Annotated in this window: 14 protein-coding genes; 10 read left to right on the forward strand and 4 right to left on the reverse strand. The window is 71.1% G+C overall.

The genetic code is table 11. The features are described 5' to 3' along the window. Window positions 1-30: 30 nt before the first annotated feature. On the forward strand, window positions 31-1266 hold the full coding sequence (locus tag ACIA8K_RS12145; protein WP_396057832.1) for an AI-2E family transporter: 1236 nt from the start codon (window positions 31-33) through the stop codon (window positions 1264-1266). Window positions 1267-2172: 906 nt separating this feature from the next. Here the strand turns inward: ACIA8K_RS12145 and ACIA8K_RS12150 are convergent. Further along, window positions 2173-4278 carry an ATP-dependent DNA helicase gene (locus ACIA8K_RS12150; protein ID WP_396058511.1) on the reverse strand — a complete coding sequence of 702 codons (2106 nt, stop codon included), beginning with the start codon at window positions 4276-4278 and terminating at the stop codon, window positions 2173-2175. Window positions 4279-4447: 169 nt separating this feature from the next. Here ACIA8K_RS12150 and ACIA8K_RS12155 point away from each other — a divergent pair, with 169 nt between their 5' ends. The 5 genes from ACIA8K_RS12155 (at window position 4448) to ACIA8K_RS12175 (ending at window position 9038) form a co-directional block, all read left to right on the forward strand. Then, window positions 4448-4948, forward strand: a complete 501-nt coding sequence (locus ACIA8K_RS12155; protein ID WP_396057834.1) for a DUF402 domain-containing protein — start codon at window positions 4448-4450, stop codon at window positions 4946-4948. A 106-nt stretch (window positions 4949-5054) separates the two neighbouring features. Then, window positions 5055-6257 (forward strand): sensor histidine kinase, encoded by a 1203-nt coding sequence (locus ACIA8K_RS12160; protein ID WP_396058513.1) that lies wholly within the window; start codon window positions 5055-5057, stop codon window positions 6255-6257. Then, entirely contained in the window at window positions 6254-6919 is a 666-nt protein-coding gene (locus ACIA8K_RS12165; protein ID WP_396057836.1) for a response regulator, read from the forward strand. Before ACIA8K_RS12160 ends, ACIA8K_RS12165 begins: the two co-directional genes overlap by 4 nt. A gap of 60 nt (window positions 6920-6979) precedes the next feature. After that, entirely contained in the window at window positions 6980-7873 is an 894-nt protein-coding gene (locus ACIA8K_RS12170; protein WP_396057838.1) for an ABC transporter ATP-binding protein, read from the forward strand. 85 nt (window positions 7874-7958) lie between these two features. Continuing rightward, window positions 7959-9038 carry an ABC transporter permease gene (locus ACIA8K_RS12175; protein ID WP_396058515.1) on the forward strand — a complete coding sequence of 360 codons (1080 nt, stop codon included), beginning with the start codon at window positions 7959-7961 and terminating at the stop codon, window positions 9036-9038. Between the two features lie 21 nt (window positions 9039-9059). On the opposite strand, the gene sigJ is transcribed toward ACIA8K_RS12175, so the two are convergent. Next, entirely contained in the window at window positions 9060-9953 is an 894-nt protein-coding gene (sigJ, locus tag ACIA8K_RS12180) for an RNA polymerase sigma factor SigJ (protein WP_396057840.1), read from the reverse strand. 96 nt (window positions 9954-10049) lie between these two features. Between sigJ and ACIA8K_RS12185 the strand changes: the two genes are divergently transcribed. The 3 genes from ACIA8K_RS12185 to ACIA8K_RS12195 all read left to right on the forward strand — a co-directional run bounded on the left by ACIA8K_RS12185 (window position 10050) and on the right by ACIA8K_RS12195 (window position 12765). Continuing rightward, window positions 10050-10919, forward strand: a complete 870-nt coding sequence (locus ACIA8K_RS12185) for a hypothetical protein (RefSeq protein ID WP_396057842.1) — start codon at window positions 10050-10052, stop codon at window positions 10917-10919. Between the two features lie 215 nt (window positions 10920-11134). Then, window positions 11135-11761, forward strand: a complete 627-nt coding sequence (locus tag ACIA8K_RS12190) for a DUF47 domain-containing protein (protein WP_396057844.1) — start codon at window positions 11135-11137, stop codon at window positions 11759-11761. Continuing rightward, window positions 11758-12765 carry an anion permease gene (locus tag ACIA8K_RS12195; protein ID WP_396057846.1) on the forward strand — a complete coding sequence of 336 codons (1008 nt, stop codon included), beginning with the start codon at window positions 11758-11760 and terminating at the stop codon, window positions 12763-12765. The genes ACIA8K_RS12190 and ACIA8K_RS12195 overlap by 4 nt, the downstream gene beginning before the upstream one ends. A gap of 37 nt (window positions 12766-12802) precedes the next feature. On the opposite strand, the gene ACIA8K_RS12200 is transcribed toward ACIA8K_RS12195, so the two are convergent. Beyond that, a complete protein-coding gene (locus tag ACIA8K_RS12200; protein ID WP_396057848.1) occupies window positions 12803-13783 on the reverse strand; it encodes a Gfo/Idh/MocA family protein in 981 nt (326 codons plus the stop codon). Between the two features lie 43 nt (window positions 13784-13826). Here ACIA8K_RS12200 and ACIA8K_RS12205 point away from each other — a divergent pair, with 43 nt between their 5' ends. Continuing rightward, entirely contained in the window at window positions 13827-14423 is a 597-nt protein-coding gene (locus ACIA8K_RS12205; RefSeq protein ID WP_396057850.1) for an NUDIX hydrolase, read from the forward strand. 168 nt (window positions 14424-14591) lie between these two features. Here the strand turns inward: ACIA8K_RS12205 and ACIA8K_RS12210 are convergent, their stop codons facing one another. Beyond that, window positions 14592-15392 (reverse strand): EI24 domain-containing protein, encoded by an 801-nt coding sequence (locus tag ACIA8K_RS12210; RefSeq protein WP_396058517.1) that lies wholly within the window; start codon window positions 15390-15392, stop codon window positions 14592-14594. Window positions 15393-15525: the final 133 nt, after the last annotated feature.

The raw sequence follows: 15525 nt of genomic DNA on the forward strand, positions 1-15525 counted from the left end.
GCGACAGTGATCAAGGGATACGGTCAGGAGGTGGCTGTGGGACGACTGAGCAGAATTCGGCGCAACCTCCGACGCGCGTACGAGTCGTCGACCCAGGAGCCGCCCGAGCCCGTCGTTGTCGAACCGCCGGTCGAGGAACCTTCGCCGGAGTCGCACTCGTCCACGATGAGCCGCGACGACGCCGAGGTCCCGCACGTGCTGCGCCTCGCCGCCGCCTGGTCCTGGCGCCTGATCGTGGTCGGCGTGATCGGCTACGTGCTGCTCCGCTTCTTCGGCACGATCCGGATCGTGGTCATCCCGCTCTCCATCGCGCTGCTGCTCTCCGCGCTGCTCACACCCGCGGTGGGCTGGCTGCTCCGGTTCCGGTTCCCGCGCTCGCTCGCCACGGGCCTGGTGCTTGTCGCCGGCCTGGGCGCGGTCGTCGGCACGCTCACCATGGTCGTCACCCAGTTCGTCGACGGCCTGCCCGAACTCAGCCAGAACGCCACCGTCGGCATCCGCCAGATCCAGACCTGGTTGCGCGAAGGCCCGCTGCACCTGGACGACGAGCAGTTCAACACCGCGCTGATCACCGGTCAGCAGTGGCTCGACCAGAACACCCAGGCGCTCACCACAGGCGCGGTCTCCACCGCCGCCACCGTGTTCGAGCTGTTCACCGGCGCGCTGCTGGTGCTCTTCTCCACATTCTTCTTCCTCCGCGACGGCCGCAACATCTGGCGTTTCACGGTACGGCTGTTCCCGGTCAACGCGCGCTGGCGGATGGCCGACGCCGGCGAGGCCTCCTGGCAGACGCTCGTCGCCTATGTCCGTGCGACAGTGCTCGTCGCGTTCATCGACGCGGTCGGGATCGGCCTGTTCCTCGTCATCTTCCACGTGCCGTTCCCGTTTCCGCTTGCCGCGCTGGTCTTCCTCGGTGCGTTCATCCCGATCGTCGGCGCGACGGTGTCCGGCGCGGTCGCGATCCTGGTCGCGCTTGTCGACAGCGGCTGGGTGACCGCCCTGATCATCCTGGGCGTGGTGATCGCGGTGCAGCAGGTCGAGGGACATATCCTCCAGCCGCTGATCATGGGCAGGGCGGTGGCGATCCATCCGCTTGCGGTGATCATCGGTATCGCCGGCGGAGTGGTGCTGGCCGGCATCACCGGTGCGCTGGTGGCGGTCCCGCTCATCGCCGTCCTCAACACGGCCGTCCGGCGCCTCACCGCGGATCACCATCGTCCCGAGCCTCCGCCTGAGGCGGTCGTAGTGCGCTCCGAGACTCCCTGACCGGCAACGATGCGAGCGGGCCTTTCCGCTTTGGCGGTGGTCGCGGCATCAAGCGGGTCTTTCTGCTTCGGCGGTGGTCGCGGCACCAAGAGAGTCTTCTGCTTTCGCGGTGGTCGCGGCACCAAGCCGGGCTTCCGGTTCCACTCTGGGCGTGGTGCCGACGAAGCGGACAATTCTGCCGCTCGGAGCCCGTTCCGTCCCCGGTCGCCGTGAAACCGCGGCTGGTCCGTCCCGGCGGATCGGCGGCCGTTCTTCTTCGGCGGATCCCACCGCCCGCGCGCCGCTCTCATCGCTGAACGATCATTGAGTGCCGCAAAAGATAGGTCAAATAGCGAAGTTGACCTATCTTTTGCGGCACTCACCGATTGTTCGTCCGGGGCGGGGGTGCCCGCCGTCGTTGCGCGTGCTGGCGCGGCGTGGGCGGAGTCGCGGTGCGGCGGACGGGGGCATGGTGCGGAAAGCGGGCGCAGAGGTCGTGTGACGTCTCTGGCGCAAGCCGGGTGACGTGCCCGGCGCGGAGGCCGGGGTGACGTTCCTGGCGCGCAAGCCGTGTGAGGTGCGGGCGCGGAGGCCGTGTGACGTCTCTGGCACAAGCCGGGTGACGTGCCCGGCACGGAGGCCGGGTGACGTCCGTGGTGCGCAAGCCGTGAGGTGCCGGCGCGGAGGCCCGGCGACGTCCCTGGCGCCGAGCCGTGTGAGGTGCCGGTGCGGAGGCCGGGTGACGTCCCTGGTGCGGAAGCCAGGTGGCGGCGGGCTGGTGTGGCACGACGGGACTGCGGCGCGTCGGGGACGTGCCAGGTGCGGGAGTCGGCGTGGGGGTGGCCCGGCTACCGCGGGGCGGGAGCCCGCGGGAGCGTGCGGGCCGGACCACCCGCGGAGTGGGAAAAGCGGCTTTGTGAATGTGATCTAGGACTTCGCCAGGCGCTGGAGGGCGGCGAGTGCGATGTCGGGTTTGGTGGTGTACCAGAACGGGGGGAGCGTCTTGCGGAGGAAGGCGCCGTAGCCGCGGGCGGTTTCGAGGCGGGAGTCGAGGACGGCGACCATGCCCTTGTCGCCGGAGGCGCGGATCAGGCGGCCGGCGCCCTGGGCGAGGCGGATGGCGGCGATGGGGACGCTTACCGAGGAGAAGCCGGAGCCGCCGGTGGAGTCGACGGCTGCGGAACGGGCGGCGGAGAGGGGCTCGTCGGGGCGAGGGAACGGGAGCCGGTCGATGATCACCAGTTGGCACGCGTCGCCGGGGACGTCGACGCCCTGCCAGAGGGACATGACGCCGAAGAGGCAGCTGTCGCGTTCGGCGCGGAAGCGGCGGACCAGGACCGGGAGCGCCTCCTCGCCCTGGAGCAGGACCGGGATCGAGGTCTTGGCGCGGACCAGTTCGGCGGCCTGCTGGGCGGCCTTGCGGGACGAGAAGAGGCCGAGGGTACGGCCGCCGATCGCGGTGATCAGCTTGAGTAGTTCCTCGCCGGCGGCTTCCGGGAGGCCGGAGGCGGCGGGGCGCGGCAGGTGCGCGGCGACGTAGAGGATGCCCTGCTTGGTGTAGTCGAACGGGGAGCCGACGTCGAGTGAGCGCCAGCCGGGGCCCTCGACCGGGGCGGGCGGCTTGGGTGCGGCGTTCGCCGGGCGGGCGGCCTCTGCGGCGGCGGCCGCGATCGGGGTGGGCTTGACCGGGCCGAGCGGCAGGCCGAGCGAGCGGGCGACCAGGTCGAACCGGCCGCCGAGCGCGAGCGTGGCGCTGGTGGCGACGACCGTGCGCTCCGCGTAGAGCGTCTCGGAGAGCAGGCCGGCGACGGAGAGCGGTGCGACGACGAGCGCGCGCCGGGTGCCGGTCTCGTGCTTCTCGACCCAGGCGACGTCGTGGTCGCTGCCTTCGAGCAGGCGCTGCGCGGTGTTGCCGATCTCGTCGAGCACGGCCTTCGCCTGCTGCTTGCGGACCGGGTCGGGGTCGTCGGACTTGACGTCGCCGAGCGAGTCGAGCGCGCGGCGGGTGGCGGCGCCGAGCAGCGTGCACGCCTCCGCGAGTGCCTGCGGCAGCTCGCCGGTGATCAGGCCGCTGGGCGCCTCGGCGAGGCCGAGGGTGAGTGCGTCGCCGGCCTCCAGGAACGACTGCAGCACGTCGACCGGGATGACCGGGCGGGCACGGCGGGCCGCGCCGGTGATCGCCTCCGGAGTCAGCTCGGCCTGGGACGCGGAGGAGACGCGGTCGGCCAGCTCGTGCGCCTCGTCGATGATCAGCAGCTTGTGCGGGGGCACGATGTGCCGGTCCGCGAGCATGTCGACCGCGAGCAGGCTGTGGTTCGTGACGACCAGGTCGGCCTCGCGGGCGCGGGCGCGGGACGCCTCGGCGAAGCACTCGTCCCCGTAGGGGCAGCGGGCGGCGCCGACGCACTCGCGGGCCGGCATGGACACCTGCCGCCAGACCCGGTCGTCGACGCCGGGGTCGAGCTCGTCACGGTCACCGGTCTCGGTCTCCATCGCCCACTCGTGGACCCGCTCGACCTGCTTGCCGAGCTTGCCGGACTCGCCGAGCCAACCGGATGACCCGCCCGCCGGCCTGGCGGGGGAGTCGACCTCGAACAGGCCCTCCTCCTCCGGCTCGTCCTCCTGCGAGTTTTCCAGGCGGGCCAGGCAGAGGTAGTGGTGGCGGCCCTTGAGCACGGCGAACGACGGCTCCCGGCCGAGGACCGGCTTGACGGCCTTGGCGAGCCGGGGCAGGTCGTGGTCGACGAGCTGCGACTGGAGCGCGAGCGTGGCGGTGGACACGACGACCGGGCCGTCGACCATCAGCGCGGGTGTGAGGTAGCCGAGCGACTTGCCGGTGCCGGTGCCGGCCTGGACCAGCAGGTGCTCCTTGTCGGCGATGGCGTCGGCGATCGCCTCGACCATCTGCTGCTGACCCGGGCGTGTGGAGCCGCCGGGGACCGCGCCGACGGCGGCGGCCAGCAGTTCACCGGCGCGTTCGCGACTCTTGCGCTGACGCGGGGACGGTGTCTTGGCGGTCTCGGAGGAAGCGATCGTCACCCGGGGAACGGTACCGGGACCCACCGACGGTTCCCCGATGCCGGTGTCCGTAAAACGCGCCTCGGATACGACTTGCCGTCAATTTGCGCAACTTTCCGCAACGTCCTGACAGCCGCTGCCATGATCGCGCGGACCGGTGCATCGAATCGGTTAAGGTGCGCTCATGTCAGACGTGGTCCGGGTGGTCTATCAGAAGTATGACGGCACCGCACACCGGGACTACCCCGCGCGTCGGCTCACCGAGGACGACCTCGGGGTCTGGCTGGGTGTGACGGCCGGCACGCCGAGCATCTACCACGGCCGGGCGTCGGTGGAGCGGATCCCGTTCGTGCTGCTCGTCCCGCACAGCGCGTACTGGACCGGCATGTTCAACCCGCCGCCGCGTACGAGTGAGGTCTACTGCGACATCACCACGCAGGCCCGGTGGGAGGGCGACACCGTCCACCTCATAGACCTCGACCTGGACGTGGTGCGCCGGCGTGCGACAGGCCTGGTGGAGCTGCGCGACGAGGACGAGTTCGAGGAGCACCGGGAGCGCTTCGGGTACCCGGAGGACCTGGTCCGGGAGTCGCATCTGGCCGCGGACTGGCTGATGGGCGCGCTCGGGGACGGCACCGAGCCGTTCGCCGCCGCGTACCGGAAGTGGCTGGCGCTGGTTACCTGATCTTGGCCCTGCCGGGAAAGTCCGCCAGACTGGGCGCGTGACGACGGCGGGGGACGACGACGGGTGGCGGCGGCCGGGGCCGACCGCCGATCAGCGACGTAACGACATGCTCTTCGGACTGGCCGCGGTGGTGGGCTGCTCGTTCAGCTTCGTGCTGTCCACGAGCAGCGGGTACCGGATGTTCGACGATCCACCGTCCGCGCTTGAGCAGGTCGCCTGGGCGGTGGCCGGCACGCTGCCGCTGATGTGGCGTCGCCGCTTCCCGCAGACGGTGATGCTTGCCGTCGCGACCGCGTTCATCCTCAGTCAGTACCGGCACGCGCAGGAGGCCCAGTTCTCGCAGATCGCGCTGTTCGGCGCGATCTACACGTCCGGCGCGTGGGCGCGGGACCGGCGTCTGTCGAGGATCCTCCGGATCGTGGTCATCGCCTCGATGTTCGCCTGGCTCGGCATCTCGCTGGCGATCGAGATTCCGAAACTGCCGCCGGACGCGTTCTCCACCGCGGCCGGCCCGATGCCGCCGCTGATCGCCGCGATCCTCAGCCAGCTGCTCCTCAACGCGCTCTACTTCGGATTCGCCTACTACCTCGGTGACCAGGCCTGGATCGCCGCGCATGACCGGCACCTGCTGGTGATGCGCGCGGAGGAGCTGCGCCGCTCGCAGGAGAAGGAGGCGGAACGCGCGGTGCTGAGCGAGCGCGTCAGGATCGCCCGCGAGCTGCACGACGTGGTCGCTCACCACGTGGCGGTGATGGGCGTGCAGGCCGCGGCCGCGCGCCGGGTGCTTGAGAAGGACGTGGGCAAGGCGCGCACCGCGCTGTCCGCGGTGGAGCAGGAGGCCCGGACCGCCGTCGACGAGCTGCGCCGCATGCTCGGCGTGTTGCGGGCCACTGACGCGGAGGCGACCACGCGGCCGGTGCACGGCATTGGCGACCTGCCGGCGCTGCTGGAGAGTTCGCGCCAGGCCGGTCTGCGGATCGAGCACGGCGTGTACGGCGACCCGGTGGACGTGCCGGAGTCGGTCTCGGTCGCGGCGTACCGGATCGTGCAGGAGGCGCTTACCAACACGCTCAAGCACGCCGGCCCGGTCGCGGTGGACGTGCGGATCCGCTATCTGAGCCGGGAGTTGGAGATCGACGTGACGGACGAGGGCCGGACCGCGAGCACGCCTAACACACGCGGCATGGGCCTGATCGGCATGCGGGAGCGGCTGGCCGCGCACGAGGGCGTGCTGGAGACCGGCCCGCGCGAGGCAGGCGGCTTCCGCGTCCGGGCACGTTTCCCCCTGAGCAAGGAGGTCGCGGCATGATCCGCGTTCTACTGGCCGACGACCAGCACCTGGTCCGCAGCGGTTTCCGGGTCATCCTGGAGACGGAGGACGACATCGAGGTGGTCGGCGAGGCCGCGGACGGTCTGACCGCTGTCGACCGGGCCGCGCAGCTCCGCCCGGACGTGATCCTGATGGACGTCGAGATGCCGGGTGTGGACGGGTTGGAGGCGACGCGGCGGATCGTGGCCGCGTCCGGGAAGGACGGCCCGGCGGTGCTGATCCTGACCACGTTCGACCGGGACGACTACCTGTTCGAGGCGTTGCGTGCGGGCGCCAGCGGGTTCCTGCTGAAGACCGGCACGCCGGAGGCGCTGATCGACGCCGTGCACGTGCTGTCCCGTGGCGACGCGCTGCTCGACCCGCAGCTCACCCGCAAGGTGATCTCCACGTTCGCCAGGCCGGGGGAGGTCGCGCCGCCGAAGAAGGCGGACCTGGGGGAGCTGACGCCGCGGGAGAACGAGGTGCTTGTGCTGCTGGCCGGCGGCGCTACGAACGCGGAGATAGCGGAGCAGCTGTTCCTCGGCGAGGCCACCGTGAAGACGCACGTGAGCCGGGTGCTTGCCAAGCTCGGGCTGCGCGACCGGGTGCAGGCAGTGGTCTTCGCCTACGAGCACGGCGTGGTGGGTCCGTCCCGCGGGTGACCCGTACGGTCCGCCGCGCGCCGGACGCGGAGCGGATCTTCGGCGAATAGCGTGGTGAGCATGACGAAGGTGCTCAGCGTGAGCGCCGTCGACCGGGGGTTCGCCGGTCGGCAGGTGCTGAAGGACGTCTCGTTCGACGTGACCGCGGGACGGATGACCGGTTTCGTCGGGGCCAACGGCGCCGGTAAGACCACCACGATGCGGATCATCCTCGGCGTGCTCGCCGCGGACGCCGGCGAGGTGACCTGGGACGGCCGCCCGCTGACCCGGGCGGACCGCCAGGCGTTTGGCTACATGCCGGAGGAGCGCGGCCTCTACCCGAAGATGTCCGCCCGCGAGCAGGTCGTCTACCTGGGCCGGCTGCACGGGCTGAGCGCGGCGGAGGCGAAGCGCGGCGCGGACGACATGCTCGAGCGGGTCGGCCTTGGCGAACGCGCGGACGACAAGCTGGAGACGCTGTCGCTCGGCAACCAGCAGCGCGCCCAGGTGGCCGCCGCGCTTGTGCACGACCCGGAGGTGCTGGTCCTGGACGAGCCGTTCTCCGGCCTGGACCCGATGGCGGTGGACAACGTGGTCACGGTGCTGCGCGAGCGGGCCCGGTCCGGCGTGTCGGTGCTCTTCTCAAGCCACCAGCTGGACGTGGTCGAGCGTCTCTGCGACGACGTGGTGATCATCGCGGACGGCGTGATCCGGGCGACAGGCGAGCGTGAGGCGCTGCGTGGCCAGTACGCCCGCCGCCGGTTCGAGCTGGCCGTCGACTCCGACCTGGGCTGGCTGCGCGACCGTCCCGGCACCACGCTCACCGACCTGGACGGCCGCCGCGCGGTCGTCGAGCTGGCCCCCGACGCCGACGACCAGGAGCTGTTGCGCGACGCGCTCGCCCGCGGCCCGGTCCGTACCTTCCGCCCGGTCGTGCCGACGCTTGCCGAGATCTTCCGAGAGGTGACGCAATGAGTGAGCGTGCGAGCGAATCATCGGCTCAGCGCCGACCACGACGAAACCGCGACATCGCAGGGAGCCCGGCATGAGTGCCCGTCAGCTGTCCAACTGGGAGGCGACCAAGCTCGTCACCGGCCGCGAACTCAAGGTCAAGATCAGGGACAAGACGTTCCTCATCAGTACGGGTTTCCTGCTCGTCTTCGCGATCCTCGGCACGGTCGTGCCGTCGCTGATCGGCGGCGGGTCGGCAAGCGTGGCGGTCGTCGCCGGCACACCCACCGAGCAGCTCACCGCCGCCGGCCTGGAGGTGCGTGAGGTCGCCGACGCGGCCGAGGCGGAGCGCCTGGTCCGCGACGGTGACGTCGACTCGGCAGTGGTCGGCGGCGTGGTCCTGGCGCTCGACGACGAGCCGAGCGACGTGGTGTCCGCGCTCAGCGACGCGCCTGAGGTCCGCCTGCTCGACCCGGGCAAGGTCAACCCGGGACTGGCGTTCCTGGTGCCGTACCTCTTCGCGATGGTCTTCTTCTTCACGTCGTTGATGTTCGGCCTGCAGATCGCGCAGAGCGTCACCGAGGAGAAGCAGACCCGGATCGTGGAGATCCTGGTGTCGAGCGTGCCGCCACGGGTGCTGCTTGCCGGCAAGGTGCTTGCCGGGGCGCTGCTCGCGTTCGGCCAGATCGGGCTGCTCGCGCTGGTGGCCATCGCGGGCATGCGGTTCTCCGGAAGCGAGGGCGAGAACGGCGTGAGCCTGCTGAACCTGCTGGCCCCCGCGATCGCCTGGTTCCTGCCGTTCTTCGTGGTCGGGTTCGTGCTGCTGGCCGCGATGTGGGCGGTGACCGGCGCGCTGGTCAGCCGCCAGGAGGACATCAACAGCGCCTCCTCGCCGGTGCAGGTGGTCATCATGCTGCCGTTCTTCGGCACGATCTTCCTGAGCGACAACCCGCTGGCGATGACGATCATGTCGTACGTCCCGTTCTCCGCGCCGATCGCGATGCCGGTGCGGTTATTCACCGGGGACGCCGCCGGGTGGGAGCCGTTCGTCTCGCTTGCCGTGCTGGTGCTGGCCGCGGCCGCGATGCTCGTCGTCGCCGCGCGGCTCTACGAGGGTTCGCTGCTGCGGACGAACGGCAAGACCTCGCTCGGCGCCGCGTGGCGCTCAAGCGAGAAGCTGCCGGTCTGAGGGCAGGCCCGCCTCTGTTCGTCAGAGGCGGGCCAGCTTCTCCGGGTTGAGCTGGCTGAACAGTCCGGTGATCCGCCCCTCGGTGACCGCGAACGACGCAACCTGGCGGTACGGCCGCCCGTCCGGCCAGGCCCCCTCGATCAGCAGCCCGGCATCGCCGTTGACAAGCACGGGTTCCATTCGCAGCCCGTCGAGCCTGGTGTCCCGGCGGCCCCAGAGCCCGGCCACGAGCCGGGCCACCTTCTCCGCGCCGAGGACCGGGTGGCGACTCGCGGTGACGTGCCCGCCGCCGTCGCTGATCGCCACGCCGTCCGGGTCGAGCGCCGCGATCAGGCCCGGCAGGTCGCCGCGCTCGGCCGCGGCCAGGAACGCCGCCACCACGCGGCGCTGCTCGGCCAGGCCGGCGGTGTGTTTGGGCCCGCCGTCCGTGACCGCGCGCCGGGCCCGGGACGCGAGCTGCCGGGCCGCGGTCAGGGAGACGCCGAGCGTGCCTGCGATCTCGTCGAACGGCACCGCGAACATGTCGTGAAGCACAAACGCCACCCGCTGCTCGGGGGTGAGCCGTTCCATCACGACCAGCAGCGCGATGCCGATCTGGTCGGTGCGGGCCGCGCGCTCGGCCGGGTCGGTGTCGCCTGTGGGCAGCCGCTCGACGATCGGCTCGGGCAGCCACGGACCCACGTACGCCTCCCGGCGCACCCGGGCGGACCGCAGCACGTCGAGGCAGAGGCGGCCGGTGGTGGTGGTCAGCCAGCCGCGCAGGTCCCGGATGTCGTCCCGGCCGGCGGCGCCCGCGTACCGCAGCCAGGCCTCCTGCACCGCGTCCTCAGCCTCGGCCCGGCTGCCGAGCATGCGGTAGGCGACAGTGGTCAGGTGGGCTCGCTCGGCCTCGAACCGGGTGGCGGGATCCGTCACGAGCAGCCTCCCCATAGACATCTACCGGTCCATTTTGTCACCCGGGAGCGGGGAAACCAGACGCGGTAATTCGAGGCTTTCGTACTATTTATACCTATGACGGGAAGCGTGTCGACGGTAGCCAGCGGGCTGGTCGGCCTGGCGGGCACGGGGGGTGCCGCAGCGATCGGGCTGGCGATGCTCCGCCGTCCCCGCCCCTACCTGCCGGGCAGCCACGCGCTGCTCGACCCGGACCGGCGCGACCCGCTCGCCGAGGCGCTGCGCCGGGGGTACGGCAGCGCGTCCATCCCGGTGGAGCTGGGTGCGGACGGCCGGCCGCTGGTACGCGGCCGCCCGTTCGCCAGGGTTGTGCTCCGGCCGCTGCTTGACCGTGCGCGGCGCCGGGGCGGGCGGGTGCACCACGGCCCGATGCCACCGTTCGGGCTGGTGCTGGAGCCGCCCCGGGGCGTACCCGTGCGGGATCTTCTGGGTCTGCTGCACGAGGAGGTGGCGCCGCATGCCGGTCTGATCACCCGCTGTGTCGGCGGCCGGGTGGTGCCCGGCGCGGTCACCGTGCTGGTCTCCGGCACCCCCGAGGCGCGCGAGGTGCTGGCCGCGGATCCGGGCCGGCATCTCTTCGCGGACGGCACGTTCGACGACGTGGGCCGGGAGGAGGCGCCGGCCGCGCTGGTACCGATGGTGAGCGAGCACTGGTCCTGGCGGTTCGGGTGGGACGGTGAGGAGCCGATCCCGGCGGAGGAGCGGTACCTGCTGCACGACCTGGTCCGGGCGGCGCATGCGGACGGCCGGCGGGTGCGGCTCTTCGGCGTGCCGCACCGGACCCGGCGGATCCGTGCGACGTGCTGGGCGGAGCTGGCGGCGGCAGGTGTGGACCTGATCGGTGACATGGATCTCGCCGCGCTCGCCCGGTACCTGCGCACGGCCCGGCAGCCCAGACGGCCGGTGGCTGTGGCGCGAACGCCGTAGTCTACGAAATGTGTTTGAAACGTCACCCAGGGTTCGATCATGAAGCGATGAAAGTTAATAGATGGTGAACGGCACTTGAATGACGTGATGCATGTGGTAGCCGGGGGTTTACCTTCGCGCGGCGTTCCTTAGCATCACCTGCGCAGGATCAACGTCCTGCGGCGTTAACACACCCAGGCCGCAGGACATCGGCCAGACGCAGCGAGGTCCACTCCGTGAAGTTTTCCTTCCGTCCCGTCGAGGGCGTCTTCTACGAGCTTTTCACCAAGGCGGCGCAGAACCTCGTTCTCGGCACGGCCCTGCTGAACGAGCTGGCCCTGCCGGGAGTCGACGTGCAGTCGGTCAGCGAGCGGCTGACCGACATCGAGCACGACAGCGACGCGATCACCCACGAGCTGTACAAGAAGATCAACTCTACGTTCGTGACGCCGTTCGACCGCGAGGACATCTACCAGCTCGGGTCACAGCTGGACGACGTGATGGACCACCTCGAGGCGGTCGGCAACCTGCTCTACCTCTACGGCCTCACCAAGCTGCCGGCGCTCCCGCGCGAGCTGCACGAGCTGGTAAACGTCCTCGACCAGCAGGCGAAGCTGACCGCGGACGCGATGCCGCGGCTGAAGGCCATGAAAGACCTCGAGGAGTACTGGATCGAGTGCAACCGGCTGGAGAACGACGGCGACCGGGCGTACCGCATGCTCCTCGTCCGGCTCTTCTCCGGTGAGTACGACGCGCTGACAGTGCTCAAGCTCAAGGAGGTCGCGGACGAGCTGGAGGCCGCCTGCGACGCGTTCGAGCACGTGGCGAACACCGTCGAGACGATCGCGGTCAAGGAGTCATGAGCGCCGAGCTCATCGCGGTCATCGCCGTGATCGGGGTGGCGATGGTGTTCGACTACACCAACGGCTTCCACGACGCGGCGAACGCGATCGCCACAAGCGTCTCCACCCGGGCGCTGACGCCGCGTGCCGCGCTGGCGATGGCCGCGGTCGGCAACTTCATCGGCGCCCACTTCGGCGCGGGCGTCGCAAAGACGGTCGGCGACGGCCTGGTCCACCTGCCCACCGGCGTGGCAAGCCTCGGCGTGCTCTTCGCGGCAGTGGTCGGCGCGATCGCCTGGAACCTGATCACCTGGTACTTCGGGCTGCCCTCGTCGTCCTCGCACGCGCTCTTCGGCGGCCTGGTCGGCGCCACGCTGTTCGCCACCGGCGGCGCCGTGCAGTGGAGCAACATCGTCGAGAAGGTGCTCATCCCGATGGTCGTGTCGCCGGTGGTCGGCGCCGCACTCGGCTTCGTGGTGATGATCGGGCTCCTGTGGCTCTTCAGGAACGGGCAGCCGGGGCGGCTCAACCGCGGCTTCCGCTGGGCGCAGACCGCGTCCGCCGCCGCGATGTCGGTCGGCCACGGCATGCAGGACGCGGCGAAGACCATGGGCATCATCGTGCTCGCGCTCTACACCGGCGGCTTCGCGGAGAACAAGACCGACATCCCGGAGTGGGTGTTCTGGACGTCCGCGGCGATGCTCGCGGCCGGCACCTACGCGGGCGGCTGGCGGATCATAAGGACGCTCGGTCGCAAGATCATCGACCTGCGCCCGCCGGAGGGCTTCGCGGCCGAGGCCGTGGCCAGCAGCGTGCTCTACTTCAACGCGCTTGTGCTTCACGCGCCGATCTCCACCACGCACACCATCACCAGCGCCATCATGGGCGTGGGCGCGACCAAGCGCCTCTCCGCGGTCCGCTGGAACGTGGCCGGCAACATCATCATCGCCTGGGTGACCACGTTCCCGGCCGCCGCGCTCATCGCGTGCCTGACCTACTTCGTGGTCGCGCCGATCTTCGGCTGAGCAGTGGGCGGGCCCCGGGCCCGCCCACTCCACGCCGTCAGTCGTAGGACACGCCGATCTGGGCGCGCACGTCGTCAAGCAGACCCATGATGTCCAGCGTGAGCGCGTGCGGCACCGCGGGGCTCTCGGTCAGGCCCGCGCGCAGGCAGCGGTGGATCTCCGCGGCCTCGAAGTGGTAGCCGCGGCCCACGAACTCCTCCGCGATCACCTCCGGCTCGGCGCCGTCCCGGTGCAGCGTCAGCGCCCGCGGCACGAACGCCGGGTCGTGAAGCGTGATCCGGCCCGCGCTGCCGCTGATCACCGCGCTGTTCGGCGTGCCGCCGAGGATGCCGCAGGTGAGCGTGGCGACGGCGCCCCGGTCGTACCCGAAGATGATCGCGGTGTTCTCGTCGGTGCCCTCGGGGCCGATCTTCGCCCAGGCACGCACGTGGTCAGGCATGCCGAGGAACAGGTGCGCGATCGTCACCGGGTAGACGCCCAGGTCAAGCAGCGCGCCGCCACCAAGCTTCCGCGCCCGCATCCGGTGCTCCGGTGGGAACGTGCCGGAAATGCCGAAGTCCGACGCCACAGTGGTCACCTCGCCGATCGCGCCGTCCGCGACCAGCTGCACGGCCGTGCGCACCACCGGGTTGAGGCGCGTCCACATCGCCTCCATGAGCAGCACGTTCCGCTCCCGGGCCAGCTCGATCATCTGCCGGGCGCGCGCCTGGTCAAGCGTGAACGGCTTCTCGCAGAGCACCGCCTTACCCGCATCCAGGCAGGCCATGGTCGCGTCGAAGTGGGCGGAGTGCGGCGTGGCCACGTAGATCACGTCGAGGTCCGGGTCCGCGGCCAGCTCGGCCCACGTCCCGTGAGCGCGCGCGATGCCATGCTTGCCGGCGAACGCCTGCGCGGACTCCAGCGACCGCGACCCGACGGCCACGACCTCCGCGTCCGGCATCAGTTTCAGGTCGGAGACGAAGGCGTCGGCGATGCCGCCGGTGGCCAGGATCCCCCAGCGGACGGGTCGATCAGTCATGCCCTGCACGCTATCCGAGCCCACGGCGGGTTAGGGTCGCGGAATGGCTGAGCTGTGGCCCCTCCCCGCGCCGATGGCCGACCGCATGCGCCGTTTCGCCGACTCCGGCGAGGTCCCGGCCGTGCCCCGCGTCGCCGCCACCGTCGTCCTGATCAGAGAGCCGTTCCAGGTGTACCTGATGCGCCGCTCCTCCGCGCTCGTGTTCGGCGGCGTCTGGGCCTTCCCCGGCGGCAGCGCCGATCCCGGCGAGACACCCCCGGAGGCCGCGGTCCGCGAGGTGGCCGAGGAGTCCGGCGTGCTGCTCGACCCGGCCGCGCTGACCCCATGGGCCCGCTGGATCACGCCGGAGTTCGAGCCCCGCCGCTTCGACACCTACTTCTACCTGGCCCCGCTCCCACCCGGCGCGGACCCGCGGGCGCTGACCACCGAGTCGGACGACGCGGCCTGGATGACTCCCGAGGCCGCGCTGAACCGCCAGGCCACCGGCGAGTGGACGCTCCTCCCACCGACCGCCGTCACGCTCCGCCAGCTGGCCGCCGCCGGCACCCTGACCGGCGCGCTGACCGCCGCCACCACACGCGACCCCGCCACGCCGGTCATCCCACGCGCGGTCGACGGCCACCTCACCATCGAGATCTGACCCCACCACAACTCAGAACCGGATTTTCCCGCTCCCGCGGTGGTCCGGCCCGCATGCTCCCGCGGGCTCCAGCCCCGCCGCTGGTCCCGGAAAACCACGCCGGGGCCGCCTGGGGCCGGGTGCGCGCGCCCGATCCGCCCCGGGACCGTCCGTTTGTGAACCGCCGCCTCAGCGCCGGCCCTGGTGCTCGATCGGGAAGCCGAGCGCGCGGCGGGAGAGCAGCGCCGCACCCGCGACCGCGGCCGGGGTGACCAGAACGGCCCCCAGCGGGATCAGGAAGCAGACGAACACGCCGACGCCGAAGCCGAGCGCGGCCGGCCGGTGCGCGCGCAGCACCCGGCGGCGGTCGGCCAGGCGCAGGCCGCGGCGGTAGAACGGGAAGCCGCTCAGCTCGACCGCGAGGAACCAGCCGCCGACCAGGCCGGCGATGACCGGCACCACGGTCTGGCCGACCACCGGGATGAAACCGAGCACGAACAGCGGGATGCCGCAGAGCACGGTCAGGCCGATCAGGCGGATCGAGTCCGCCAGGCTGAGCCGGATCGATTTGTGCCAGGGCAGGTCGATCTCGTTGGGCACGCCGCCGTAGCGGTTCTCCACTGTCTCCGAGATCTTCTCGTAGAACGGGTCGCCGATGACAAGCGTGATCGCCGTGAACGTGAGCATGCCGACAAGCACGAACAGCCCCAGCACCGCCGCGGCCACAGCCAGCCGGACGACCTCCTGAAGCCCTTCGTCCCACCTGTCCGCGAACGGCGTGATCGCCGCCGCGATGTCCGAGATGAAGTAGAAGAGCGTGCCGAACGCGGCCAGGTACAGCACGCCGGAGATGAGCGCGGGAATCAGCCCGAGCAGCATCAGGCGCGGGTTGCTGACATAGAGGCCGAGGCCCCGCACCAGCAGCCGGAACCCGGCAAGGAACTCCTGGAAGGCGCCGCCGGCAGGTGCGGCGGCGGGGCGCGCGGTGATCGGGGGCCGGGCGTCGGGCTCGAACGGCTGCGGATGCGTCACGGTCCGAAAGCCTAAGCCCACTCCGCCACGCCCGCCTCCCGGCTTCCACGTCCCCGCCCCAAGCGCTCCCCAGTCGCCGGCTCGCGAGTGC

The sequence above is a fragment of the Catenuloplanes sp. NPDC051500 genome, from assembly GCF_044454585.1.
Taxonomy (GTDB): Bacteria; Actinomycetota; Actinomycetes; order Mycobacteriales; family Micromonosporaceae; genus Catenuloplanes.

Excerpts from the sequence above, each read along its gene's own strand:
- ACIA8K_RS12185 (WP_396057842.1), top strand. The coding sequence starts at position 10,050 with ATGACGGGAAGCGTGTCGACGGTAGCCAGCGGGCTGGTCGGCCTGGCG.
- ACIA8K_RS12160 (WP_396058513.1), top strand. The coding sequence starts at position 5,055 with ATGCTCTTCGGACTGGCCGCGGTGGTGGGCTGCTCGTTCAGCTTCGTG.
- ACIA8K_RS12200 (WP_396057848.1), bottom strand. The coding sequence starts at position 13,783 with ATGACTGATCGACCCGTCCGCTGGGGGATCCTGGCCACCGGCGGCATC.
- ACIA8K_RS12195 (WP_396057846.1), top strand. The coding sequence starts at position 11,758 with ATGAGCGCCGAGCTCATCGCGGTCATCGCCGTGATCGGGGTGGCGATG.
- ACIA8K_RS12155 (WP_396057834.1), top strand. The coding sequence starts at position 4,448 with ATGTCAGACGTGGTCCGGGTGGTCTATCAGAAGTATGACGGCACCGCA.
- ACIA8K_RS12170 (WP_396057838.1), top strand. The coding sequence starts at position 6,980 with ATGACGAAGGTGCTCAGCGTGAGCGCCGTCGACCGGGGGTTCGCCGGT.
- ACIA8K_RS12165 (WP_396057836.1), top strand. The coding sequence starts at position 6,254 with ATGATCCGCGTTCTACTGGCCGACGACCAGCACCTGGTCCGCAGCGGT.
- ACIA8K_RS12205 (WP_396057850.1), top strand. The coding sequence starts at position 13,827 with ATGGCTGAGCTGTGGCCCCTCCCCGCGCCGATGGCCGACCGCATGCGC.